Below are 24,030 nucleotides of genomic sequence, written 5' to 3'. Positions count from 1 at the left end.
GAACCTAGTGGCCGGACACCGGAAAGAACAAAGCGGGACGACCGTGCGCCGTCAGGCCCGTTCGGTCGCGTCCAGCCGACGACGAGCCATCATGAGTGGGGCCACCGTGGCCGCCACACAGGCGGTGGCGGCCAGCGCGAACGGGAGTAGCATGTCAGTCGGCGTGCGTGCCCACCCGAAGTGCTCGGCCACCACGAATCGCGCGGCCGGCCGACCGGTGAGATAGGCCACCGCACCGATCAACACGATGGCCGTCATCATGAACAGCAGTCCGCCGAACGACGTCGGGATCTGGGCGGCATTCTCCGTGTCGAACTGCGGATAGAACGTGCCGTAGCTCAGCGCCAGCGCCGTGAGCGGGAACACCAGTGCCGTGATCGCCGTCAGCGACACGATGTGCACGAAGGTCCGGACGCCGAGCATCAGGTTCGTGCATCCGACCAGCACCAAGGCCAGCATCAGCAGCGGCACCGCGCCCACCCAGAACTTCGCCCAGAGCAGGTCCGACATGCGCAGGGGGCTCGAACGCAGGAGCCAGAGCGCGCGTCCTTCGAGACTGACACTCGGAAACACGAACCGCGCCGCGATCGACGCGAGTACGAAGCCAGCCAAGGCGAGATTCAGGAACGGAATCACGTTGCGCAGGAGCTCCGTCATGCCGGCGCCCGACAACGGCAGATACCGCACGTTCGCGACGTACACCACCAGCAACACGGCGAGCATGACCAGCTGTGACCATTGGGTACTGTCGCGCATGAATACGCGAAGTTCTTTCAGCACGAGTTCTCGCCGCGTGGTGCCAAGGAAAGACAGCATGCGGTCCAGGAACGGCCGTCCTGTGCGCTGCTTCGCCCGCGAATTCGCCCCTTCCTGGGCCATGCTGTACGCGCGGTGCCATCCGCGACCGTGCAGCAGCTGGCCGACCACAATCAACAGGGTCGCGACGCCCCACAGGCGCAGCATCGGCGACCACACACTTCGCCCATCGAGAAACTTCACGATCGACTCGGCCACCCACTCACTCGGCAGCCACGGAGACGACGGCGTATCCAGCGCGGCGATGAACTGCACGAAGTTCTGAAAGCCCTCCGGACGCGCCAGCTGCTCGGGACGGGCGGCGCGGAACATCAGCACGAGACCGCACACGGCCATTGCCGTGATCACACTGAGGAGGTCGCGCGTGCGACGCGCCGGGAACACGTTCACCAACAGGAGAGTGACCGTCGATCCCGCGGCAGCGGGGATCATCAGAAACGGCACGAGTACGGCGGTCGCGAAGAGCACGAACGACGCGTTCGCCTTGTAGGCCACGCCGTACGCGGCCACGAGCGGAATCAGGAGCAGCGCCACCATCCAACTCGAATGCAGCGCTGTTTCCAGCAATCGCGCACGATACAACGCACCAGCGCGAATCGGTGCGGCGGCGAGTTGATCGAGATCGCGAGCGAGAAAGAAGTTCGAGAGGGCCGCGATCGTGTTCGACAACAAGAGGATGGAACCGAACGACAACAGGATCATCGACAGCAGCTTGGCGGCCAGCAGCGCACCGATATCCTCGGCGCTGCGGAAGTAGCGCAGCAGCTTGAGTGAAATCGCGAACGCGGCTAGCCAGAAGAGTGCGCCGAGCGTGGCCACCACGAGCATGCGACGGATGTCGCCCTTCTCGTGCCGGCGCATGCGGTGTCGCGCCATCTGCCACTTGGGCTCCAGCAGTTGCCACGCGGTCGTCGCCGGCAACGATGCGACGGGTGCCGCCGCCTCAGGCATCCAGCACCTCGATCAGCTCGCGCGCCACGTGATCGCCGGTGAGGCGGAGGAAGATGTCTTCGAGCGCGTCGTCCTCACCCGACGTCCGACGTAGCTCGTCCATCGTGCCGCACGCCACCAGTTCGCCACGCTGCATGATCCCGATGCGATCACACATGCCCTCGGCGATTTCCAGGGTGTGGGTGGACATCATGACCGTGTGTCCGCGGCGCGTGTACTCGCGGAACAGATCCTTGAGAATCTTGGAGGATTTGGGGTCGAGTCCGACCATGGGTTCATCCACCACGATCACCGCCGGCCGGTGCACAAAGGCGCTGGCGATGATCAGCTTCTGGCGCATGCCGTGGCTGTAGCTCTCCACCAGCTCGTCCCGCCACGCCTCGAGGTCGAACAGTGCCAACAACTCCTGTCCCCGCTTCTCGACCTCCGGACCCTGCTCCCCGTACAAACCTGCGCTGAAGCGCAGGAACTCGATCCCGGTGAGCTTTTCGTAGATGAATGGCCGGTCGGGAATGAAGCCCAGTGCCTTTTTCGCGGCCAGCGGATCGACTCGCAGGTCGTGGCCGGCAATCCGGACCGAACCGGCGGTCGGCTGCAGGATGCCGGCGATCATGCGCATGGTGGTGGTCTTGCCAGCGCCGTTCGGTCCGAGAAACCCGAAGAGCTCGCCGGAGGGTACCACCAAATCCAGGGAGCGCACGGCCGTGAAGGACCCGTAGCGCTTGCAGAGCGAACTGATCTCGATCATGCCCGCAGGACGATCAAGCGGGACCCCGACGCAACTTCTTCGCGGCAATCCGCATTCCGGACCCGGGGAACGTTTCGGCACTGGCCCCGATTCGCACGCTGGCGGGGTTGTCTTGCCCGTCGGGTCCCCGCACCTTCAGAGACTATGTCCGAACCGGTCCGTCCGTCCGATGCGCTCGTGGTGCGTGGTGCCCGCGAGCATAACTTGCGCAACATCAGCGTCACCATCCCACGCGATAAGCTGACGGTCGTGACCGGCTTGTCCGGCTCCGGGAAGTCGTCGCTCGCGTTCGATACGATCTACGCCGAAGGGCAGCGACGCTACGTCGAGTCGCTCTCCGCGTACGCGCGACAGTTCTTGGGGCTGATGGAGAAGCCCGATGTCGACGCCATCGAGGGGCTCTCTCCGGCCATCTCGATCGAGCAGAAGTCGGCCGGTCACAACCCGCGCTCAACCGTGGGGACGGTGACGGAAGTGTACGACTATCTGCGCTTGCTCTACGCGCGCACCGGTACGCCGCATTGCCCGAATTGCGGACGTGCCGTGCAGCGACAGAGCCCCACGCAGATCGCCGAAATGGTGCTGGCTTGGCCGGAAGGCACGCGCCTCGAGATTCGCGCGCCGCTGGTGCAGGAGCGAAAGGGCGAGTTCAAGGATCTGTTCGAAAGTGCGCGGAAGCAGGGCTTCGTGCGGGCCGTCGTCGATGGTGAACTCATCGAGTTGGCCGATCCGCCGAAGCTGAACCGGCGTCTCAATCACTCCGTGTCGGTCGTCGTCGATCGCCTGGTCGTGCGCACGGAAGACCGTGGTCGCATCACGGACTCGCTGGAAACGGCCTTGCGACTGGCTGAAGGACTCGCCGAAGTCGTGCGCTACGATGGCTCGGAGCCGGTCACCGAAATGTTCTCGGAGCGCTACGGCTGCGCCACGTGCGGCATTTCCATGCCGGAACTCGAGCCACGTCACTTCTCGTTCAATTCGCCGTTCGGCGCCTGCGAGATGTGCAGCGGGCTGGGCACCACGCGAACGGTCAGCGAAGAACTGATGTTAGGCGATCCGAGCATCTCGATCCTCGAGGGCGTCGTGCTGCCCTGGGGAGAGCCCGACGGCTACATGCGGAAGGTGATCCTGCCCGGTCTCGCCAAGCAGTTGGGCTTCGATCTCAACAAGCCATGGGGACAGATCCCGGCCAAGGTGCGTCAGCAGCTGCTGCACGGTGTCGGTGATGCGCCGCCGCGTGCGCGCAAGGCGGTCAAGAAGGCGGTGAAGGGAGCGGTGGCGAAGACGGCGGCCAAGACCGCCGCGAAGGCGGCCGCCGAGAGCACCTGGGAAGGCATCGTCGCGCATGTGCAGCGTCGCTATGACGAGAGCAGCTCTGACGGTGTACGGCTCGATCTCGAGTCGTTCATGGTGGCGGGACCGTGCCCGGCGTGCGAAGGCCGACGGCTGCGCCCTCAATCGCTGGCGGTAACCGTGCACGGTCTCAACATCGGGCAGGTCGTCGAACGCAGCGTCGTCGATTCGCTGGCGTTCTTCGAAACCGTGCCCGTGCGCAGCGCTGGTCATCCGGGACTCGATCCCGGTATTGCCGGTCCGATTCTCAAGGAAGTGCGCGAGCGGCTGCGCTTTCTGGTGGATGTCGGGCTCGACTACCTCACACTCAATCGCAGCGCCGAGTCACTGTCAGGAGGCGAAGCGCAGCGCATCCGGCTCGCGACGCAGATCGGATCGCGTCTCGTTGGCGTGCTGTACATCCTCGACGAGCCCAGCATCGGCTTGCATCAGCGCGACAACGGCCGGTTGCTCTCTACGCTCAAGGCGCTCCGCGATCTCGGCAACACCGTGATCGTCGTCGAGCACGACGAGGAGACGATCCGTGAGGCCGATTACCTCATCGATCTCGGCCCCGGCGCCGGCAAGCACGGCGGTGAAGTGATCGCCGCGGGATCCGTGCAGGATGTCATCGATACGCCGGCATCAATCACGGGGCAGTACCTGCGCGGCACCCGCCGCATCGACGTACCGGTGCAGCGCCGTAAGCGAGACGTGGCACGGATGCTCACCGTGCAAGGAGCGCGGGAGCACAACCTGCGCGATGTCACCGCCGAGTTCCCGCTGGGTTTGTTCGTGGCGGTCACCGGCGTTTCAGGGTCGGGCAAGTCCACGCTCGTCACCGATATTCTGCAGCGCACACTGTCGCGTCACTTCTTCCGGGCACGCGTGCTGCCAGGTGCACACACGCGCATTACTGGCTTGGAGCATCTCGACAAGATCATCGATATCGACCAAAGCCCGATCGGTCGCACGCCACGCTCGAATCCGGCCACGTATACCGGCATCTTCACGCCGGTTCGTGAACTCTTCGCAGAACTGCCTGAATCGAAGATTCGCGGCTACGGACCCGGTCGCTTCTCGTTCAACGTCAAGGGTGGACGGTGCGAGAGCTGTCAGGGCGACGGACTCGTGAAGATCGAAATGCACTTTCTCCCCGATGTGTTCGTGCCCTGTGATGTGTGCAAGGGCAAACGCTTCAATCGCGAGACGATGGAAGTGCACTTCCGAGGGCGCAGTATCGCCGAGATTCTCGATCTCACTGTCGAGGAGGCGTGCACGGTGTTCGAAAATCAGCCGCGGATCCTGCAGAAGCTCGAAACGCTGCGCGATGTCGGATTGGGGTATATCCACCTTGGACAGAGCGCGACGACGCTCTCGGGTGGCGAAGCGCAGCGCGTCAAGCTGGCGACCGAGCTCTCGAAGCGTGATACGGGTCGCACGTTGTACATCCTGGACGAGCCGACCACCGGGTTGCACTTCGAGGACGTTCGCGTGTTGTTGGGTGTGCTGCACAAGCTGGTCGAGCGCGGAAACACGGTGTTGGTGATCGAGCACAATCTCGATGTGATCAAGACCGCCGACTGGATCGTCGATCTGGGACCGGAAGGTGGCGTGCGCGGCGGTACCATCGTGGCACAGGGCACTCCGGAAGAGGTCGCCCGCGTGAAGGAGAGCCACACCGGGCGCTATCTGGCGCCGATGCTGTCAAGCACTGGTGCGTGAGCGCTGGCGGCGTTGCACGAGCAGTCGCGAGGCTGCATCGCATTTTGCCAATTGCAGTAGGTCAAAATTCTTGCAATGAATTGTCGATGCCGAGTGTGACGGCGTCGCGTCCGATCAACGTGCGATATGTCACCGTGTGAAGCGGACGGGACAATGCATCACGCTATCGTAGATGGGGCACGGCTATTGCTCTAGTGTGGTTGACGTCACGATTGCGCACTGCAGTCGCACAGAGACTTCCAACCGAGAGAGCAATCCAAATGCAGCTCACATCCCTAGTTCGTTCAATGCACCGTCTCGCCGCCGCGTCGCTGTTCGTCGCCGGTAGCGCAGCGAGCGTGAGCGCGCAGGTCCCGACGGCCGTGGATTTCCTCGGAAACAACAGCATCGTCACGGTGCGCTTTGTTGGCTCCGAGGCCGCAGATCGCAGCACTTTGGCCTACCAGATCGGCGCTATCGGCAGCTTTAACGCAGCCGGTACGTGGACAGATCTGTTCACTAACAACGGTGTAGGCGCCTCGGCGCCCGGCACGCAAATGCAGATCGGGAATGTCTCCTCAGGGCAAAACGTGTTCTTTCGTTTAACCAACACGACGCAGGGCGTAGGGCCGACGTTCACCAACTTCAGGTTCTACAGCGGCCTCGCATCGCGGAATCCTGACAACGCTCTCCACATGGCTGTTTCAGCCGGCTCCGGCTTGGCAGCATCGGGCGGAGGAACCTTCACGACAGCCTTCAGCTTCGAGGACCGCTCGGGTACCATCGTGCCGATCTCAGACTTCGACTACAACGACCTGCGCTTTGAGATCTCGAACGTCTCCACGGTAGTCCCCGAGCCGGGCACGTACATCCTGATGGCCTCGGGCCTCGCTGGCTTGGGCATGATGGCGCGCCGTCGTCGCAACAACGCGTAATCACGCGCTGTGACGCAGGTCTGAAGCAGGCGTCCGGCGAGTATCGCCGGGCGCCTGCTTTCTGTTGTACGGCACCGACCGCAAGTAGATTCCCCGCATGGTCTCTCTCCTCGATATCATCGGTCCCGTTATGGTCGGACCGAGCAGCTCGCATACTGCAGGTGCGTGCCGCCTCGGACTCCTCGCGCGCTGTCTGGTCGGTGGCACGCCCGAAAAGGCCCACATCGAATTGCATGGGTCCTTTGCCCGAACCGGTGAAGGGCACGGTACCGACAAGGCGATCGTAGGCGGCCTCATGGGATTTCGCCCCGACGACGAACGCCTGCGCACCGCGCTCGACATCATGGAGCGTGAAGGACTCGACTATCAGTTCGAGAAAACGTCGCTTGGTGATGATGCGCACCCCAATACCGTTCGCATCACGCTCGACCGCGGCGACCGCACGGCGCAGATGGTCGGTGCGTCGCTCGGCGCCGGACGCATCATGATCACCGAGATCGATGGGTACCCGGTGGAGATTCCGGGCAACCTGCACACCATCGTACTCGTGGCCGAAGATGTGAAAGGATCCGTCGCCCGTATCGCGGGCATTCTCGCCGATGCGAGCTGCAACATTGCCACGCTCAAGCTCTCGAGAAAGGAGCGCGGTGGTGATGCCTTCATGGTCATCGAGGTCGACGAGCAACCCGATGAGTCTGTTCGCGATGCGATCCGCGCGCTCAGCTGGGTGAAGTGGGCGTTCCGTCTCGACAAGGTGAGTGCCTGATGTATAAAGCGTTAGCTGACGCCATTCGCGACGCGGAAGCGCGCGGTGTGACCCTCTCGAAGGTCGCCCTCGAGGCCGAGGCGAAGGATCAGGGGCGCACCGTGGAGAGCATCCGCGATGCGCTGCGGCGCGCGCTGGTGGTGATGCGTGAAGCGGTCGACCGCGGCATGATCGGCGATCTCAAGTCGTCGTCGGGTTTGGTTGGCGGTGACGCCGCCAAGCTGCGCACCGGTCCGGATGGTCCGCTGGCCAACACGCCGTTCCGCGACGTGCTCGCGCGCGCCATTGCGGTGCAGGAAGTGAACGCGGCAATGGGCGTCATTGTCGCGGCACCGACCGCTGGTGGCGCCGGCGTGTTGCCGGCGGTGCTCACCGGCATTGCGAACGCGCGTGGCATCGACGACGAGCGGGTCATTGACGCGCTCGCGACGGCGGGACTGATCGGCGCGGTCGTCGCGGAACGGGCCTCGCTGTCAGGCGCCGAAGGTGGATGTCAGGCCGAGACTGGTGCGGCGGCGGGAATGGCTGCAGGGGCAGCCGTGGAGATGCTGGGCGGCTCACCGCGACAGGTCGGACACGCCACGGCACTCGCGCAGCAGGGTACGCTTGGTCTGGTGTGCGACCCGCTCGGCGGTCTCGTCGAACTCCCTTGCGTGTTCCGCAACGCGACCGGTGCCGCGATCGCGATGGCGGCCATCGAAATGGCCATGGCGGGCATCGAGTTCGCCATACCGGCCGACGAGGTCATCGACACGATGGGCGAAATCGGTGCAAACATGGACGTGCGTTACCGCGAAACGGCTGGTGGCGGACTCGCCGCGACGCCGACCGGGCGTCGGCTGGCCAAAGAACGTCTATACGAGATCAAGCGCGCGGGTGCCTGATTGCATGCGGATGCGAGCCGGCTCACTGCTCCTGCTCGCGCTGGCGTTCGCGAACGCCTGCACCGGCGGCGAGAAGGAGAGTAACTCCGCGAAACCCAAGCAGGACCGCTGGACGGTGCCGGGAGAGCCGCCACTCCGCGAACTGGTGCGCACGGGTGCGTTCGGTGATTCACGTCTCACTGAAGCCTCCGGAGTTGCGGCGAGTGTGACCGAGCCGGGCGTGTTCTGGTCGCAGAATGATCGCGGCAACGCGGCGACGCTATACGCGTATGACTCGACCGGCGTATCGCTCGGCACGGTCCGCGTACGAGGCGCCGAGAATACCGACTGGGAAGCGATCGCGCTCGGTCCATGCGCCAACGGATTGTGTCTGTATATCGGTGACGTGGGCGACAACTATGCGGCGCGCGCAGAGGTGCGCGTATGGCGCGTAGCCGCGCCGGTCACGAGCGCGCGTGACACCGAAGCTCCTGCATCGCTGCGCATCGTCTATCCCGGTGGAGCGCGCGACGTCGAAGCGATGTGGGTCGCACCTGATACGAGCCTCTGGTTCGCCACCAAGCGTCCGAATCCTGACGCCAGCGGGCAATTGCGCGCCTCGCAACTGTATCGCGTGGCGGCCGCGGCGTGGTCCGTCAATGCCGTCGCGACGGCCGAGTGGATCGATTCGCTGCCGATCGTGCCGGGTACGTCGGTGTCGCGCGATTGGGTGACCGACGCCTCACTGTCGGCCGTCATGCCCGGCGGGCGGCGTCGGCTCGCGATCCTCACGTACGGCTCGGTGTATGTCTTCGATGCCGACCCCGTGACCGGACGACCTGGAGCGCAGATGGCCCGCTGCGCCGTTCCACCGGGCGAACGGAATGCCGAGGGCGTCACCTGGCTTCCCGATGGCCGGCTGATGCTGGTGAACGAGGGGCGCGGCGCGAAGCTCTATCGCGGACACTGTCCAGGAGCGGATTTGCTAGGCAGATGATGCGATGGCCATACTTCAGCGGTACAATTCGACACACCTGACGAAACGATTTGGCGGGCACCGCCGTACGGACCGATATCCGAACCTCAAGGAATCGAACATGGTCACGCGAGAAGATATCGAGGCATTCCTCGATCGACTGAGTGCCGACGGCGCCTCCCATCAAGAACTGGAGCCGGGGCTGTGGCTCGTGCGCCCGAGTGGCGCGCTGGAATTCGATGTGGTGGTCACGCACAATCCGCCCGTGGTGTTGCTCCGGGTGAAGGTGATGCCACTCCCGGCCGAGGCGTCCGATCAGGCCGCGCTCAACCGGCGGCTGCTCGAGCTCAATGCCAGCGACCTGCTGCACGGCTCCTACGGCATCGACCAGGAAAACGTCGTACTGACCGAGGCACTCGAACTCGCGCATCTCGATTTCGAGGAATTTCTCGCGTCGTACGAAAGCATGACTCTCTCGCTCACATCGCATCTTCGTGAGCTGGCCGCCTTCCGCGAGGCTCGCTGAACCATGGGTATCTTCGATCGTCTTTCGACTCTCATCAAGTCGAATCTGAATGAGCTCATTTCCTCGGCGGAAAACCCCGAGAAGATGCTCAATCAGATCATCGTCGACATGCGCAACCAGTTGGCCAAGGCCAAGCAGCAGGTTGCCGCGTCCATCGCTGACGAAAAGCGCCTGAAGGATCAGGCCGACGCTGAATTCAAGCTGGCCGACGAATGGGAGCGGCGGGCCATGCTCGCCGTGCAGGAGGGCCGCGACGATCTCGCGAAGCAGGCGCTACTTCGCGGGCAGGAACACCTCGAGCATGGCCAGCAGCTCGCCAGCACGTGGGAAACGCACCGCATGGAAACGGAGAAGCTCAAGCAGTCGCTCCGTGACCTGAACGACAAGATCGAAGAAGCGAAGCGCAAGAAGAATCTGCTGCTCGCCCGTCAACGTCGTGCTGAGGCGCAGGCGCGTATCTCGCAGACGATGTCCGGACTCTCCGACAATTCGGCGTTCGATGCGTTCAACCGCATGGAAGAGAAGATCACGGCCAACGAGCGGCAGCTGCAGGCGGCCCAGGAGATTGACGAGGAGTTCAGCGGCGATCGGCTGGCCGGCGAGTTCAAGCAGCTCGAGCGTGCGTCGGGCGGCGTGAATGCCGATCAGCAGTTGCTGCAGCTCAAGCAGCGTATGGGCATGCTGGGCGCCGGTGCACCGGCCGCCTCGCGTCAACTCGCCGCTGGAGCTACCGAGGCGGCCTCGGCCGCCGCGCCAGCGCAGCTCGCCGCGGGTCCGGATGCCGCCGCGGTCGCTGCTGCTCAAGCCGCTGCCGCCGCTCAGGCCGCTGCCGCCCAAGCCGCTGCGGCCGCCGCTAAGGAACAGGCCAAGACGGGAGAAGCGGAATTGATCGCGGAAATCGAACGGCTCAGCAGCATTCAGCCGAGGTCGTAATTCGCGAGATCGTGGCTCAGCGGTAGATTACCGGTTTCCCTTCCGGTCGCCGACGGCGGCTCCCTATCAGGGGCCGCCGTCGGTGAATTCGCCCCTCCGCATCATGGCTCTGTCGCGTCGCTTTCTGATCCTCGCCGAAGGCAGCTTCGGCCCGCTCAGCTCCAAGACAGCAAACGCCTGCATCCGCTATGTGCCGGATGAGGTGGCCGCCGTTCTCGATAGTAGAACGGCCGGTCGCAAGGCGCAGGACGTGCTTGGGTTTGGTGGCAACATTCCGGTCGTCGACAGCTTCGCGGCCGGCATGATCCATCTGCCCAATGCGCTACTGATCGGCATCGCGCCCGCCGGCGGACAGTTCCCCGACGCGTGGCGCTCCATCGTCTGCGACGCGTTGCGCGCCGGACTCGATGTCTGGAGCGGCCTGCACACGATGCTCGGTGACGACCCCGAGTTCGCCGCACTCGCCGCGGTTTCGGGTGCGACGATTCGTGACCTGCGGCGGATGCCCTCAGGACTCGAAGTGGCGTCCGGTCGCGTGCGCGACGTTGAGGCGACGGTGGTGCTCACCGTGGGCACGGATTGCAACATCGGGAAGATGACCGCGCAGCTCCAGGTGCAATCGTCCGTACGGCAACTCGGGCATCGCGTGAATTTCGCGGCCACGGGACAGACTGGGATTCTGGTGGAAGGTCGCGGGATCGCGGTGGACGCCGTCATAGCCGATTTCATCGCCGGCGCCGCCGAGTCGCTCACGATCGAGGCGGCGGCCGAGGCGGATATCGTGTTGGTGGAAGGGCAGGGATCGATCATTCATCCCGCCTACTCCGGCGTAACGCTCGGGCTGATGCACGGCGCATTGCCGCACGCCATGGTGCTCTGTGCGCAACCGTCACGCACCTCGATACATCGCAATCCCTGGGTCTCGATCCCGTCGCTCAGCGAGATGATCCGATTGTACGAGGCGGCCATGGAGCCCCTTCGGCCGTCGCCGGTGATCGCGATTGCGCTCAACACCTTCGACCTCGACGATCGCGAGGCCCGCCTCGCGGTCGAGCGCGTGCGGTCCGAGACCGGCTTGCCCACGACCGATCCCGTGCGCTACGAACCACTGGTCATCGCCGAGGCCATCGCCGCGTTTCACGTGGAGCGTGTGTCCGAACGCAATGTTTTGAGCCCGCCCGCAATGATCGGGTGACACGCGCTGGACGACACGGCAACATCGTGTCGTCCATGACGCATCCACATTTGCTTTCGCTGGCGCGCGCGAGCGCTGAAATCTCGGCCGGCATTCCCGGACGCTGCGCCGTCAGCGTCCGCGTGCTCGATGACGTGACGCTGCGCATTCACGCCGGCGAGCTGCTCTTACTTCAGGCGCCCGAGGCGCTCGGTCAATCCATGCTGCTTGCGGCGCTGGCGGGACGCGAGCATTCGCCGCAGCATCGATACGTGCGCTCCGTACGCGATGCCGCGCCCGGACTTCGGATTCGGCGTGCCGCCCTGCACGTCGATGCCGTAGAGGCAATCACGCGCGGCTGGCAGGACGCGCGCGTGCTATCGACGGCCCCCGCATCACGCACGCTGTACTTGCTGCGCGCGACACGTGCCGGTGTCCTCACGCCGCGTGAAGCCGCCGAATGGCGGCGATGGGGCCGACAAGCGCACGAGCGCCGCGACGGCGTCGTGATCGCCTGTCCGCCACGCGCTGCGGGTTGCTACCGCGCATCGCATGCGCCGCCGGTGCAGTCGGCGCACGAGCCGTCCGCGTGGTACGCGACCGACGCGACGGACACCCCCGTCGAGCCATCACGCAGTATTCGTCTATTTGAACTGCGAGCGGGGCGCCTGCACAGTGTCAGGACGCCCCGCCGAGGTCCAGCGAATGCTGAGCGACTTACTGCTGGCCCAGTGCCGCGCCTGTGGTCTGGGGACGGTAGTGGCGACGCTCACGCGCCGACCGCTTCCCATCGATCGACCACAGCGTCGACTGAATCATGATGCCGCGCATGCGGCGCGTGTGTTCTGGCGCAGGCACGGTGTACGAGCTCCCCACGTTCGCGGCCTCGGGCGCGGTCGGCTCTCCATCGTACTGCGCCTGCCACTTGCCCAGCTTCACCGTGCCGTCCGTCTTCTGCATGATGAACACGCGGCCGACGACCGGCTCGCCGTTGATGATCGTCTGACCGGTCACCGGGTCTACCGGCCACATGGCCGACGCCTGAGGGGCCGGTGCGGCCGCCGTATGCTGCATCATCATGCTGTCGGGCATGGCCAGCATCGAGTCGGCCTTCGCCGTGGTGTCTGCACGCTGGGTGGAGTCCTGCATGGTCGAGTCGGTAGCGGCCGGCGCTGCACTCGGCGCGGCCACCGGCGGCTGCGGAGCCGACGGCGGTGTGGCCTGCTGGCCACCCTGACTGCGCGCCGCCATGGCGACCGCCACGAGGGCGCCGATGCCGACAACGGTGGAAACGCGCGAGAGAACGCGTGGGCGATCCTGGCGAAGCATCATGGAGACGGTCCGGGTGGAAGTGGGGGAGCAACATGGGTGACTTACCTTCTACATTCAACGAACGCAAGAAATCGTCGGGAGATCCCAGAAGGAAATCCCGAACGGGAACCCTATCCGCACCACGCCCGCTTTCACGCCGATGCCTGAATTCCGCCTGTACAACACGCTCGCGCGCCGCGTCGAGCCGTTCGCACCCGCCGATGGACAGACGGTGCGCATGTACACGTGTGGGCCGACGGTCTATAACCCGGCACACCTGGGCAATTTCCGCACGTTTCTCTTCGAGGATCTGCTGCGGCGTGTCATTCGCTTGGCCGGCTGGCAGGTCGAGCAGGTCATGAACCTGACCGACGTCGACGACAAGATCATTCGGAAGGCGGCTGCGACCGGCGCCAACATTCTCGAGGTGACGGAGCCGTTCACGGAGCTCTTTCATCGTGACCGGCGGTATCTCCGTATCGAAGATGCGGAGCGGTATCCGAAGGCTACCGAGCACATCCCCGAGATGATCGCGCTGGTGGCGCGTCTGGTGGCCAACAACGTGGCGTACATCGCCGACGATGGCTCCGTGTACTTCGCGATCGATCGCTTCCCCGACTACGGCAAGCTGTCGCAGCTCGACAAGCGTGAGATCCGCGCCGGCGCGCGCGTGGCACAGGATGAGTACGCCAAAGAAAACGCGCAGGACTTCGCGCTTTGGAAAGCGGCCAAGCCGGAAGACGAAGCCACCGGCGCCGCCTGGGATTCGCCATGGGGCCGCGGACGCCCGGGATGGCACCTCGAGTGCTCCGCCATGGCCATGAAGTACCTCGGTGAAACCTTCGATCTGCATGCCGGCGGCATCGATCTCATCTTCCCGCATCACGAAGACGAAATCGCGCAGTCGGAAGCGGCCACCGGTAAGCAGTTCGCCCGCTGCTGGTGCCACGGGGAGTTCCTGCTCACCGACGGTGCCAAGATGGCCAAGCGGGTCGGCAACGTCGCCAACGTCGTCGAGATGCGCGATCAGGGCATCAGCGGCACGGTGTATCGCCATTTTGTCTTCAACGCGCACTATCGCAAGCAGCTGAACCTGGGCGACGACTCCCTCGAGCAGTCGCGAGCGGCGGTGAATCGCATCGGCGCGTTTGCGCGGCGGCTGTCCGAAGCCACGTCGGGCACCGCGGCGCTCGCCGACGCCGCCACGAAGGCCGAGAAGGCGTTTCTGGAGGCGTTGTTCGACGACCTCAACGCCCCGGAGGCGTTGGCCGCGCTGTTCACGTTCATCAGCGAAGCCAACAAGGAGCTCGACGAACAGGGTACCGACCTCCCGGCGCTGGAGCGGGCCCGGGCCGCCTTCCGGCTCATGGATAGCGTGCTGGACCTCGTGCCGGAGCAAGAGGTCGACGCGGAATTGGCCGCCTGGGTCGAGGAGCGACTGGAGGCTCGTCGTGCGGCCCGCGAGCGCCGGGATTTCGCGGCGGCCGATGCGGCGCGGGCCGAACTGACCGCCCGCGGCATCCTGATCGAGGACGGCCCCGAGGGGACCCGCTGGCGGAAGGGGTAAATCCCATCGGGTATCCGCGCGGGGCTGCTTGAATTCGGGGCCCCGTCGGATTATCCTGCTCGTCTTGTCCGGAGTGGGCGGTATGCCCGTTCTGCTGACGTAGCTCAGTTGGTAGAGCAGCTGATTTGTAATCAGCAGGTCGTCGGTTCAATCCCGACCGTCAGCTCTTTCAAAGCTCGGCAGCCGCGCCCGCAATGGCGCGTCGGAGAGAGCCCCCGGTGGGGTACTCAAGTGGCCAACGAGAACAGACTGTAAATCTGTCGGCGCAAGCCTTCGAAGGTTCGAATCCTTCCCCCACCACTGCAGGACCGCTGGTCATTCCAGCGGGTAGCATAGAAGAACGCGGGAGTAGCTCAGTTGGTAGAGCGCTAGCCTTCCAAGCTTGATGTCGCGGGTTCGAGTCCCGTCTCCCGCTCTTGTTTCATCGTTGATTTTAAACGACTTAACCGCCGGCCTCGATCGCTTGAGGCCGGCGGTTTTGCGTTGGTTCCACCGTGGTTCCGCCGCCGCTCGTCGAGTTCGCGCGCAAAGGCGAAAACAAGTTCACCAATGAGAGAATGTTAATCACAAAGTGAATGTAAACATGTTGACATTTTATCCCTTGTCTAGAAACCTTGGCAGACTCGGCGTTGCCGATTTCGAGGACGAACTGACTCCAATACGACGAGAAATGGGATCGAAAAGGACTGACAGTAAAAATCCTCGCGCTGAAATGAGGCCCGTTCGAGCCACACCGACTGCCGTTCTCCTGTCGTGCACTCTCCGTCCCTGTGAGGGAAGCGATGAGGCGGTTCTCAGGGAACTCTGGAATGACGATCCGACCTTTTCTAAGGCCGTAGTGCAGGATTCGAGTTCGGATCTCTCGTTCGTACGCCTCTTCGACCAGTCGGTCATCAGTATCGTAGAAGCGGGCGGGTTGCCCGTGGGCAGCATCTGGCTTGACAAGCATGTGCCGCACATCGAAGTACTCGCCATTCAGCTCCGTGCCGGTTGGCGAACCCTTGAACTATACGAGCGGATACTGAGCCGAATTCTGCTCGAGGCGAGTGACCTCGTCCTTGTGGCAAAGGTGCGGGCGTCTCAAAGCGACCACACGCTCTTACAAGCCTGCCACTCCCTTTCGTTGGAAATCGCTTTCGCCGACGAGCACGAGGTTGTCTTCGTCTACGCCGACGGGCCTGAGGAACGGCCGGCGACAGGCAGAATATGATATTGGACTTACAGTCCTAAGTAGGATCGGCAGTTGTCACTTTCAAGCGGGAGCCGCTAGTGTTGGGCATGGGCTTTCAAACACCGTCGGCTTCGGCCGAGATGAGTTCCACTCCAGTACGCGTTTCCCGAGCGTCGCCGCGGCGGAACGCGGAACTGACCCGGTTGGCGATCCGTCGCGCCGCTCGCCAACTCTGGGCGGAGCGGCCGTATGACATGGTTGGCGTTCGAGAAATCGCGGCGCGGGCGGGAGTCACGGCATCGCTCGTCAATCGGTACTTCGGTACGAAGGCCGAGCTCTTTCGACAGTCGCTCGAGTCAGACCCCGACCCGGCCGATTTAGATCGGCGACGAGGCGAGGATCCGAAAGGGACCGGCGCCCGGGTCTCAGCGAGACTACACGGGCCACTTGGAGAAGTCGTCGCGAACATCGCCTCTGCAGATCCGGCGGTCTCCGCCGAATCCGAGCGGTCCCCGTTCGATCCCACACTCCTCCTTCTGCGCTCGACGCCGAGTTTGGCCGCTCGAACCATGGTTAGTGACCGTGTCGCTGGACTACTGCTGAAACCGCTCATCTCGAGTATTCGGGCCCAGGGCCGCTCGCACCCCGAGGCTAGAGCGGCTGCGCTGTTGTCGATCGCCCTCGGGATATCGGGACTCTCGGAGATTTTCGGTCAGCTCGTGCCAGAAGGCGAGGATAATGAGCCATTCCGGAGCTTGTTGGTGTGTATTGTCGACGCGATTACGAGATGGGCTCCAGTAGTCTAAAGTAATAAATAGCAACTACTTGGAGCCCCCGCCGTGCAATAGCGCGTCGGGGGCTTTTGCATTCCCCAATCCGAAATTGAGCAGTTTGGTTACCGGAATGAAAGACTCTCGTCCATAAGTACACAAGCGTTTACTTGTAGTAAATGAGCGTAAACATTAACCCGCGACGCAGCGGAGCGACTAATGGACGGAGTCAACGACACCGCCGAAATCGTCAAGGACTTCTTGATCGAAAGTCTCGAGGGACTCGATCAGGTGGACCAAGACCTGATGGACCTGGAACGAGAAGGCCCTGACGCGGAGCGCATCGGACGGATCTTTCGATGTGTGCACACGCTGAAAGGCACCTGCGGCTTTCTCGGGTTTTCCGTGTTGGAGTCGGTGACGCATGTTGGCGAGAACCTGCTGGTAGAGCTGCGAGACGGCACGACCGCAGTGACGCCGGAGGTGGTGGATGCGCTCCTCGCCTTGGTCGACGCCATCCGCTTGATGTTGAACCTCATCGAGCAAACTGGCACCGACGGCGAGCCCACGTTTCAGGCGCTCATCGCTCGGCTCACCGCGCTCACTCGCGAGCACGCTGACGCCCACGGCGCTGCCGCTGCCGCTGCAGCGTCCATGCCGACCTCAGAAACGGCCGAGGGGACACATCCTCCAATCGGCGAGCTGATGGTCGCGCGCGGCGACGTCACCGCCAGCGACGTATCCGCCGCCCTCCATGAGCAGGAGCAATCCGACGCCCTGCTCGGAGAGATTCTCGTGCAGCGTGGCTACACGTCACCCGCCGCTGTTCGTGAGGCACTGGACGTCCAGGAAAACAACGTCGACATCAAGTCAAGCGCGATCGCGGACTCCTCCATACGGGTTGATGTCGCGCTACTCGACAAGTTGATGAACTTGGTCGGTGAGTTGGTGCTCGCGCGTAACCAACTGCTGCAATCGGATGGTCGTTTTGACGCCGCCGCGCACACGGGAACGACCCAACGACTGAACCTGATCACGACCGAACTGCAGGAAGGGGTCATGAAGACCCGGATGCAGCCCATCGGCAACGTGTGGAACAAGTTTCCGCGCGTCGTGCGCGATCTTGCACAGGCATGCGGAAAGCAAGTGGTGCTCGAGATGGCCGGCGCCGAGACAGAACTCGACAAGACGATCATCGAGGCAATCAAAGACCCACTGACGCACATCGTGCGGAATGCCGTCGACCACGGCGTCGAAACGCCGATCGAGCGTGTCCGCCATGGGAAAAGCCCTGAGGGCCGACTCATCATCCGAGCGTTCCATGAGGGCGGCAAAGTCAACATCGAAATCCGCGATGACGGGCGAGGCATCGACCCCGAGGCCATCAAAGCCAAGGCGATCTCGATGGGCGCGGTGCGCGCTGATGCAGCGGCGCAGATGTCGGATCGCGAGGCACTCCACCTCATCTTCCACGCTGGTCTCTCCACCGCAAAAACCGTCACCAACGTGTCGGGGCGCGGCGTGGGCATGGATGTCGTGCGCACCAATATCGAGCGCATCGGCGGTTCGCTCGAGGTCTCGAGTGTCGTGGGGAATGGTACCACACTCCGCATCAAGATCCCTCTCACGCTGGCGATTATTCCCGGGCTGATCGTGACCACGGGAGGAAGTCGGTTCGTCATCCCGCAAGTCAATCTGCTCGAGCTGGTGCGGCTCGAGGGCGCTGACGCCGTCGCGCGCATCGAGCGCGTCTACGATGCGCCGGTTCTCCGGCTACGCGGTCGACTTCTCCCGTTGATCACGCTGACCGAAGCGCTCGGCGTTGATCGTCACTGCGGCAAGTCCACGGACGATGTCACCAACATCGTTGTGGTGCAGGCCGAAGGAACGGCATTCGGTGTCATCGTCGATGCCATCAACGACACGGAAGAAATTGTCGTGAAGCCGCTGAGTGTTCAGCTCAAGGGCATCGCCGCATTCGCCGGTGCCACAATCATGGGCGATGGACGCGTCGCGCTGATCTTGGATGTCCACGGGCTGGCGCAATCACGCGGCTTGTTGGCCAGGGGCGATCGCCAAGCCGAGAGCCGCGTTGATCAGCGGGCGCAGGAAGCGCACTCACAGCAGCTCCTGCTGGTAGCCGTCGACGACACCCATATCGTAGCCTTTCCGCTCGATGCGATCGCGCGACTCGAGGAGATTCGGTCCAGTCAGATCGAGTGGACCGGATCGCAGGAGGTCGTCCAGTATCGTAAGCGCATCCTGCCCGTCGTCCGGCTCGACGAGATGCTCGAGGGCATCATCCCATCGCTCGGTCGAGCGGAGTCCATGCCGCTCATCGTCTATGAGGATTCCACGCGGTCGATCGGCTTCGCCGTGCAGCGCATCCTTGACGTGGTTGCCGTAGAAATGGACACCGTCGGTGCGTCAGGTACCGGCATGGTTGCCAGAACGGCCGTGATTCAGGGGCGAGTCACTGACGTGCTCGATGTGCAATCGTTGCTCGCCACGCTTGACGGTCGACTGCCGGCGTCCCTTGACACCGTCCACCATGACGAGGCCGCCCATGCCTGAGACAACACAGTTCTGCACGTTCCGAGTCGACGACCTCTTTCTCGGCATCGACGTGCAGCGCGTCCAAGAGGTCATTCGTTCACTGGAAATCACCAGTGTTCCGCTTGCTCCTTCGTCTGTCGAAGGGCTCATCAATTTGCGCGGCCAGATCGTGACCGCCATCGACCTTCGTCGGCGGCTTGGGCTGACATCGCGTCTGTCCGAGCACGAGCCGATGCACGTGGTGGTGCGGGGAGACGACGGGGCGGTGAGCCTCATGGTGGATTCGATCGAAGATGTCATCGAGGTCGACCCGCGCGACTTCGAGCGCGTACCCGAATCCATCGAGCCATCCGTCCGCGACCTCCTCGCGGGGGTCTACAAGCTCGACACTGGTCTCCTGCTCGCGCTGCAAACCGATCGGGCCGTCGCCGTCACGACGGCCACCATCTAATCCAACTCTCTCCCCAATTCCGAGGAAATCGCATCATGGCAACGTCTGTCCGTCCCACCAGCCGTCGGTCCGTTGGCACGACCACTCCACGCTCGGCCGCGTCCAAGGTCGATCAGCATGCACTGCAGGCATCCCTGGCCGCACTGGACCGAGTGCAGGCGATTATCGAGTTCGATCTTGATGGTACGGTTATCACGGCCAATGACAACTTTCTCCACGCGCTTGGCTATTCGCTTGACGAGATCCAGGGTCGTCATCACCGGATGTTCGTCGAGCCGGCCTATGCGCAGAGCGAAGACTACCGCCGATTTTGGGAGAAGCTGGGTCGTGGTGAATTCGAGAAGGCGGAATACAAGCGGATCGGCAAGGGTGGCCGTGAGGTTTGGATCGACGCCTCGTACAATCCCGTCTTCGACCTGAACGGAAGGCCGTTCAAGATCGTGAAGTTCGCAAACGATGTCACCGTGGCGAAGCTCAGAAATGCGGACTTCGAGGGGCAGATCGCCGCCATCAGCAAGGCCCAGGCGGTCATCTCGTTTCACGTCGACGGCACCATCATCGACGCCAACCATCACTTCCTGAACGCGCTCGGCTATTCCCTCGACGAGATTCGTGGCAAGCATCATCGGATGTTCATGGATCCCGCCGAAGCCGCCTTGCCGACATACGCACAATTCTGGGGCGACCTGGCCACCGGTGAATTCAAAGCTGGCGAATTCCGCCGGATCGGGAAAAGCGGGAACGAAGTCTGGATCAACGCCTCGTACAATCCCATTTATGACCTGAACGGCAAGCCGTACAAGATCGTGAAGTACGCCCGGGAGGTATCAAATGCCGTTCAGCAGCGCCTGCTGCTCAAGACCGTCACCGAAAGTGCGGCGCAGCTGTCCGTCGCCGCGGACGAACTGACCACGGCAAGTCAGTCGATGAGCGCGAGCGCCGAGGAAACGAGTGCGCAAGCCAACGTCGTGACGGCGGCTTCTGAACAGGTCAGCAACAACGTGGTCACCGTTGCGACGGGTACCGAGGAAATGAGTGCGTCGATCCGTGAAATTGCGCTCAATGCGTCGGAAGCGAGCAAAGTGGCGTCGCATGCTGTACGTGTGGCGGATTCCACCAACGGCCTTGTTGCCAAGCTCGGTGAATCCAGTGCTGAGATCGGGAAGGTGGTGAAGGTGATTACGTCAATCGCGCAGCAGACCAATCTCCTCGCATTGAATGCCACCATCGAAGCCGCTCGAGCTGGAGAAGCGGGGAAGGGCTTCGCCGTCGTCGCGAATGAGGTCAAGGAGCTCGCGAAGGAGACGGCGAAGGCAACGGAGGACATCTCCCAGAAGATCGACGCGATCCAGACGGATACAGCAGGAGCTGTCAGCGCGATCCGTGAAATCGGTGAGATCATCAATCGCATCGCGGACATTCAGACCACGATTGCGAGTGCCGTCGAGGAGCAGACCGCCACGACCACGGAAATGAGTCGCAACGTGGCCGAAGCGGCGAAGGGCTCGTCGGAAATTGCAGGAAACATCGTCGGTGTGGCCCAAGCGGCCGTCGAGACGTCCCGAGGGGCGACGAAGACTATGGAAAGTGCTGCGCAGCTGACCGAGATGGCCGCGTATCTGCAGTCGGTTCTCGCCCAATTCAACTGAGACGCCCATGTACGCTCTCATCATCGATGACTCGCGCGCCATCCGCACGTTGATTGGTCGGATGGTCACGTCCTTCGGCCTCGAGCCGCGATACGCCGCCAACGGACTCGAGGCCCTCGGCATGCTGGGCGCGTCGGAGCAACCCACCGTGGTCCTCGTCGACTGGAACATGCCGGTCATGAATGGCATCGACTTTGTGCGCGCTATGAGGGCGAACACAGCCAACGCCGACGTACGGGTTGTGATGGTAACGAGCGAGACCGATCCTGCCCAAATGCAGGAGGCTCTTGCTTGTGGCGCCAACGAATGGGTCATGAAGCCGTTCAACGGCGACATGCTGCGTGACAAGTTGCTTCAGCTCAACGTGATCGAGAGTCTGCCGTGCTGAAAATTCGAGCCCTGGTCGTCGACGACTCCGTCGCGATGCGGCGCCTGGTAACGCTCGCGCTCAGCGACTGTGTCAACATCGACGTGATCGGATCGGCAGCGAACGGCCGCCTCGCACTCCAAAAGGTGGAACAGCTGTCTCCGGATGTGGTCATCATGGACGTGGAGATGCCGGAGATGAACGGCCTGGATGCTATCGTCGCGCTTCGCAAGACGCATCCGCGCCTTCCGATCATCGTCTTTTCGAGTATCACCGACGGCACAGCCGTACTGGCGGTCCAGGCGCTTTCGCGCGGGGCGAGTGAACTCGTACTGAAGCCTTCGGAGTGCGGTGACTTGTTGATCGCCCGGCAGCGGGTGCGACAGGAGCTCGAATCGCGGATCCTCGCGCTTTGTGCACCGTCTCGCCAAACGGCTGCGTCAGAACGCGCGCGCCCGAACCCCTCCAAGCTGGCAACGAAGGCAACAGTGAATCCTGCGCGTCGAACGCCGCGTGTGGCAGCGATCGGCACATCCACCGGTGGGCCCAAGGCGCTGGCGACCATCATGGCAGCGCTGCCTGCGGACTTTCCTGTTCCCGTTCTGATCACGCAACACATGCCACCGATGTTCACGCGTATGCTTGCCGAGCGCCTCTCGCAGCTCTCACCGCTGGAGGTACGCGAGGCGGAGAGCGGCGCGCGCCTCGTTCCGGGGGTGGCGTGGGTCGCGCCCGGAGATCGCCATCTCGGCCTGCGTCGCGACGGAGGGCACGTATACATCGCTCTCGGAGATGGCCCCCCCGAGCATTCATGCCGTCCCGCGGTCGACGTGATGTTCAGGGCGGTGCACGCCGCGTACGGAGGAGACGCGCTCGCCGTTGTGCTGACCGGCATGGGACGTGATGGGGCCGCTGGTGCGACGCTCCTCCGGTCCGCCGGAGCAACGGTTTTTGCGCAGGATGAGAGCTCTTCCGTCGTCTGGGGTATGCCCGGGGCAGTCGTGGCGAGTGACGCAGCGGATCGCATTGTCGAGCTCGACGACATGGCTCGCGAAATCGACGGGCATTTTCGGCCCCGTGCAAATCGACCGACCACTCCCATGCGACGTTCAGAGGTTATGACATGAGCTCCCTAATGACGGACCAAACCTTTCGCTTCTTCCGAACCTTCGCCGAAACCCATACCGGCATCGTTCTCGACGCGGACAAGGAGTACTTGGTGGAGTCGCGCCTCGTACCTGTTGCTCGCGCCCACGGCTTTGCGTCACTCGACGCGATGGCCGCCGCGTTGATGAAAAGGCTTCCCGGGGCTCTGAACAAGGAGGTCCAGGAGGCGCTTACCACCAACGAAACGAGCTTCTTCCGCGACATTCATCCATTCGAGATGCTGCGCACGGTGATCTTGCCGGACGTGATCGCGCGCCGACGAAACGATCGCTCGCTGACCATCTGGTGCGCGGCTGCATCTACCGGACAGGAGCCGTTCAGCGTCGCCATGCTCATCCGGGAACACTTCCCGGATCTCGTGGACTGGAAGATCAAGTTCATCGCCACTGATCTATCTCGCCCCGTGCTCGCCCGTGCGCGCGAGGGACTCTTCTCGCAACTCGAAGTCAACCGCGGCTTGCCGGCGCCACTCCTCGTCAAGTACTTCACCCGGCAGGGAGCGCAATGGCAGCTGCGCGAGGACATTCGACAGATGGTCGAGTTTCGTGAGCTGAATCTGCTCGAACGATGGCCCGCGCTGGGCAAGTGCGACGTCGTGATGATGCGCAATGTGCTCATTTACTTCGACGTCGAGACGAAGCGCGAGATTCTTGCGCGCTGCCGAGAGCTGATGCCGGCGCACGGATATCTGATGCTGGGCTCGGCCGAAACGACGCTGATGATCGACAACTCGCTTCGCCGAGTCACCGGGCACAAGGGCATTGCCTATCAACTTACCACCGATGCGCCGATCGGCCGAGGACAACTGCATGTCGCATGATGCTGCACCCGTAGGTCTTCACGATGCCGTGGAATCGAGTATCGTCGACCTGTTCGACACCATGCTCGGGCTTCCGATTCGCCCCAGCAGCGTATTGCCGTTCAGCGCCAGCGAGACCAGCAGCTACACAGGTGTGGTTGCCTTCGATGGTGCATGGAGCGGCATGATCACGGTGCAGATGACGCCGAGCATCGCCAGGGCGTGCGCGCTGACCCTGATGAATGTACGCGGCGAGGATTTGACGTACGACGATATCGTCGTCGTCGTCGGCGAGATCGCCAATATGATCGGTGGAAATCTCAAATCGGTCCTCGTTGCACCGGCCACCCTGAGTCTACCGTGGGTGGTCGACGGAAAGGAGTTCCGCATCGGGATGCCTGATCGGCAGGAACTCGCGCTGTGTGCGTTCGAGTGTGTGGGTTCGCAGGTGCACGTCGGTGTCTTTCGGCGCGACGTGCGCGTGCTCGCGGCGTAAGC

Annotated in this window: 21 protein-coding genes and 3 tRNA genes; 21 read left to right on the top strand and 3 right to left on the bottom strand. The window is 63.2% G+C overall.

What is annotated here, in order from left to right:
• Positions 1 to 51 precede the first annotated feature (51 nt).
• Both HKW67_RS10900 and HKW67_RS10895 read right to left on the bottom strand, forming a co-directional pair.
• Positions 52 to 1,767 (bottom strand): putative ABC transporter permease subunit, encoded by a 1,716-nt coding sequence (locus tag HKW67_RS10900; protein WP_171225406.1) that lies wholly within the window; start codon positions 1,765 to 1,767, stop codon positions 52 to 54.
• Entirely contained in the window at positions 1,760 to 2,515 is a 756-nt protein-coding gene (locus tag HKW67_RS10895) for an ABC transporter ATP-binding protein (protein WP_171225405.1), read from the bottom strand. The genes HKW67_RS10900 and HKW67_RS10895 overlap by 8 nt, the downstream gene beginning before the upstream one ends.
• Positions 2,516 to 2,659: 144 nt before the next feature.
• On the opposite strand from HKW67_RS10895, the gene uvrA reads away from it, so the two are divergent.
• From uvrA to HKW67_RS10855, 8 genes are all read left to right on the top strand, one after another.
• The gene (uvrA, locus tag HKW67_RS10890; protein WP_171225404.1) at positions 2,660 to 5,572 is read left to right on the top strand and encodes an excinuclease ABC subunit UvrA; all 2,913 of its coding nucleotides are present in this window, start codon (positions 2,660 to 2,662) and stop codon (positions 5,570 to 5,572) included.
• A gap of 287 nt (positions 5,573 to 5,859) precedes the next feature.
• A complete protein-coding gene (locus tag HKW67_RS10885) occupies positions 5,860 to 6,486 on the top strand; it encodes a PEP-CTERM sorting domain-containing protein (protein WP_171225403.1) in 627 nt (208 codons plus the stop codon).
• Positions 6,487 to 6,583: 97 nt separating this feature from the next.
• The gene (sdaAB, locus tag HKW67_RS10880; RefSeq protein ID WP_171225402.1) at positions 6,584 to 7,252 is read left to right on the top strand and encodes an L-serine ammonia-lyase, iron-sulfur-dependent subunit beta; all 669 of its coding nucleotides are present in this window, start codon (positions 6,584 to 6,586) and stop codon (positions 7,250 to 7,252) included.
• A complete protein-coding gene (gene sdaAA, locus HKW67_RS10875; RefSeq protein WP_171225401.1) occupies positions 7,252 to 8,136 on the top strand; it encodes an L-serine ammonia-lyase, iron-sulfur-dependent, subunit alpha in 885 nt (294 codons plus the stop codon). The genes sdaAB and sdaAA overlap by 1 nt, the downstream gene beginning before the upstream one ends.
• A 4-nt stretch (positions 8,137 to 8,140) precedes the next feature.
• Positions 8,141 to 9,112: a hypothetical protein gene (locus HKW67_RS10870; RefSeq protein WP_171225400.1), complete on the top strand. Its 972-nt coding sequence runs from the start codon at positions 8,141 to 8,143 to the stop codon at positions 9,110 to 9,112.
• Between the two features lie 100 nt (positions 9,113 to 9,212).
• Positions 9,213 to 9,617 carry a YbjN domain-containing protein gene (locus tag HKW67_RS10865; RefSeq protein WP_171225399.1) on the top strand — a complete coding sequence of 135 codons (405 nt, stop codon included), beginning with the start codon at positions 9,213 to 9,215 and terminating at the stop codon, positions 9,615 to 9,617.
• Positions 9,618 to 9,620: 3 nt separating this feature from the next.
• Positions 9,621 to 10,550 (top strand): PspA/IM30 family protein, encoded by a 930-nt coding sequence (locus tag HKW67_RS10860; protein WP_171225398.1) that lies wholly within the window; start codon positions 9,621 to 9,623, stop codon positions 10,548 to 10,550.
• Between the two features lie 103 nt (positions 10,551 to 10,653).
• Positions 10,654 to 11,745 (top strand): N-acetyltransferase DgcN family protein, encoded by a 1,092-nt coding sequence (locus tag HKW67_RS10855; protein WP_171225397.1) that lies wholly within the window; start codon positions 10,654 to 10,656, stop codon positions 11,743 to 11,745.
• A gap of 696 nt (positions 11,746 to 12,441) precedes the next feature.
• Here the strand turns inward: HKW67_RS10855 and HKW67_RS10850 are convergent.
• Positions 12,442 to 13,056 (bottom strand): hypothetical protein, encoded by a 615-nt coding sequence (locus tag HKW67_RS10850; protein ID WP_171225396.1) that lies wholly within the window; start codon positions 13,054 to 13,056, stop codon positions 12,442 to 12,444.
• Between the two features lie 139 nt (positions 13,057 to 13,195).
• Here HKW67_RS10850 and cysS point away from each other — a divergent pair, with 139 nt between their 5' ends.
• The 13 genes from cysS (at position 13,196) to HKW67_RS10785 (ending at position 24,028) form a co-directional block, all read left to right on the top strand.
• A complete protein-coding gene (gene cysS / locus HKW67_RS10845; protein WP_171225395.1) occupies positions 13,196 to 14,602 on the top strand; it encodes a cysteine--tRNA ligase in 1,407 nt (468 codons plus the stop codon).
• A gap of 93 nt (positions 14,603 to 14,695) precedes the next feature.
• Positions 14,696 to 14,768, top strand: a tRNA-Thr gene (locus HKW67_RS10840).
• 51 nt (positions 14,769 to 14,819) lie between these two features.
• Positions 14,820 to 14,902, top strand: a tRNA-Tyr gene (locus HKW67_RS10835).
• Positions 14,903 to 14,944: 42 nt separating this feature from the next.
• A tRNA-Gly gene (locus HKW67_RS10830) sits at positions 14,945 to 15,017 on the top strand.
• Positions 15,018 to 15,185: 168 nt separating this feature from the next.
• Entirely contained in the window at positions 15,186 to 15,812 is a 627-nt protein-coding gene (locus tag HKW67_RS10825; RefSeq protein ID WP_171225394.1) for a hypothetical protein, read from the top strand.
• 68 nt (positions 15,813 to 15,880) lie between these two features.
• Positions 15,881 to 16,579 carry a helix-turn-helix domain-containing protein gene (locus HKW67_RS22770; RefSeq protein ID WP_425486248.1) on the top strand — a complete coding sequence of 233 codons (699 nt, stop codon included), beginning with the start codon at positions 15,881 to 15,883 and terminating at the stop codon, positions 16,577 to 16,579.
• A 183-nt stretch (positions 16,580 to 16,762) separates the two neighbouring features.
• On the top strand, positions 16,763 to 19,117 hold the full coding sequence (locus HKW67_RS10815; protein ID WP_171225392.1) for a chemotaxis protein CheA: 2,355 nt from the start codon (positions 16,763 to 16,765) through the stop codon (positions 19,115 to 19,117).
• Positions 19,110 to 19,550: a chemotaxis protein CheW gene (locus HKW67_RS10810; protein WP_171225391.1), complete on the top strand. Its 441-nt coding sequence runs from the start codon at positions 19,110 to 19,112 to the stop codon at positions 19,548 to 19,550. The genes HKW67_RS10815 and HKW67_RS10810 overlap by 8 nt, the downstream gene beginning before the upstream one ends.
• A gap of 35 nt (positions 19,551 to 19,585) precedes the next feature.
• Positions 19,586 to 21,199: a methyl-accepting chemotaxis protein gene (locus tag HKW67_RS10805; RefSeq protein ID WP_171225390.1), complete on the top strand. Its 1,614-nt coding sequence runs from the start codon at positions 19,586 to 19,588 to the stop codon at positions 21,197 to 21,199.
• 7 nt (positions 21,200 to 21,206) lie between these two features.
• On the top strand, positions 21,207 to 21,587 hold the full coding sequence (locus tag HKW67_RS10800) for a response regulator (protein WP_171225389.1): 381 nt from the start codon (positions 21,207 to 21,209) through the stop codon (positions 21,585 to 21,587).
• Complete coding sequence (locus tag HKW67_RS10795) at positions 21,581 to 22,693, top strand: protein-glutamate methylesterase/protein-glutamine glutaminase (protein ID WP_171225388.1); 1,113 nt, start codon at positions 21,581 to 21,583, stop codon at positions 22,691 to 22,693. The genes HKW67_RS10800 and HKW67_RS10795 overlap by 7 nt, the downstream gene beginning before the upstream one ends.
• Positions 22,690 to 23,553, top strand: coding sequence for a CheR family methyltransferase (locus HKW67_RS10790; protein WP_206044691.1), 864 nt, complete (start codon positions 22,690 to 22,692; stop codon positions 23,551 to 23,553). The genes HKW67_RS10795 and HKW67_RS10790 overlap by 4 nt, the downstream gene beginning before the upstream one ends.
• Positions 23,543 to 24,028, top strand: a complete 486-nt coding sequence (locus HKW67_RS10785; RefSeq protein ID WP_171225387.1) for a chemotaxis protein CheX — start codon at positions 23,543 to 23,545, stop codon at positions 24,026 to 24,028. Before HKW67_RS10790 ends, HKW67_RS10785 begins: the two co-directional genes overlap by 11 nt.
• The last annotated feature ends 2 nt before the right edge of the window (positions 24,029 to 24,030 follow it).

The organism is Gemmatimonas groenlandica, assembly GCF_013004105.1.
GTDB lineage: Bacteria > Gemmatimonadota > Gemmatimonadetes > Gemmatimonadales > Gemmatimonadaceae > Gemmatimonas > Gemmatimonas groenlandica.
This window is presented reverse-complemented; position numbering and strand designations above follow the sequence as displayed.

Coding starts and splice junctions, on each gene's coding strand:
- HKW67_RS10900 (WP_171225406.1), bottom strand. CDS start 1,767: ATGCCTGAGGCGGCGGCACCCGTCGCATCGTTGCCGGCGACGACCGCG.
- HKW67_RS10895 (WP_171225405.1), bottom strand. CDS start 2,515: ATGATCGAGATCAGTTCGCTCTGCAAGCGCTACGGGTCCTTCACGGCC.
- uvrA (WP_171225404.1), top strand. CDS start 2,660: ATGTCCGAACCGGTCCGTCCGTCCGATGCGCTCGTGGTGCGTGGTGCC.
- HKW67_RS10885 (WP_171225403.1), top strand. CDS start 5,860: ATGCACCGTCTCGCCGCCGCGTCGCTGTTCGTCGCCGGTAGCGCAGCG.
- sdaAB (WP_171225402.1), top strand. CDS start 6,584: ATGGTCTCTCTCCTCGATATCATCGGTCCCGTTATGGTCGGACCGAGC.
- sdaAA (WP_171225401.1), top strand. CDS start 7,252: ATGTATAAAGCGTTAGCTGACGCCATTCGCGACGCGGAAGCGCGCGGT.
- HKW67_RS10870 (WP_171225400.1), top strand. CDS start 8,141: ATGCGGATGCGAGCCGGCTCACTGCTCCTGCTCGCGCTGGCGTTCGCG.
- HKW67_RS10865 (WP_171225399.1), top strand. CDS start 9,213: ATGGTCACGCGAGAAGATATCGAGGCATTCCTCGATCGACTGAGTGCC.
- HKW67_RS10860 (WP_171225398.1), top strand. CDS start 9,621: ATGGGTATCTTCGATCGTCTTTCGACTCTCATCAAGTCGAATCTGAAT.
- HKW67_RS10855 (WP_171225397.1), top strand. CDS start 10,654: ATGGCTCTGTCGCGTCGCTTTCTGATCCTCGCCGAAGGCAGCTTCGGC.
- HKW67_RS10850 (WP_171225396.1), bottom strand. CDS start 13,056: ATGATGCTTCGCCAGGATCGCCCACGCGTTCTCTCGCGCGTTTCCACC.
- cysS (WP_171225395.1), top strand. CDS start 13,196: ATGCCTGAATTCCGCCTGTACAACACGCTCGCGCGCCGCGTCGAGCCG.
- HKW67_RS10825 (WP_171225394.1), top strand. CDS start 15,186: ATGTTGACATTTTATCCCTTGTCTAGAAACCTTGGCAGACTCGGCGTT.
- HKW67_RS22770 (WP_425486248.1), top strand. CDS start 15,881: ATGGGCTTTCAAACACCGTCGGCTTCGGCCGAGATGAGTTCCACTCCA.
- HKW67_RS10815 (WP_171225392.1), top strand. CDS start 16,763: ATGGACGGAGTCAACGACACCGCCGAAATCGTCAAGGACTTCTTGATC.
- HKW67_RS10810 (WP_171225391.1), top strand. CDS start 19,110: ATGCCTGAGACAACACAGTTCTGCACGTTCCGAGTCGACGACCTCTTT.
- HKW67_RS10805 (WP_171225390.1), top strand. CDS start 19,586: ATGGCAACGTCTGTCCGTCCCACCAGCCGTCGGTCCGTTGGCACGACC.
- HKW67_RS10800 (WP_171225389.1), top strand. CDS start 21,207: ATGTACGCTCTCATCATCGATGACTCGCGCGCCATCCGCACGTTGATT.
- HKW67_RS10790 (WP_206044691.1), top strand. CDS start 22,690: ATGAGCTCCCTAATGACGGACCAAACCTTTCGCTTCTTCCGAACCTTC.
- HKW67_RS10785 (WP_171225387.1), top strand. CDS start 23,543: ATGTCGCATGATGCTGCACCCGTAGGTCTTCACGATGCCGTGGAATCG.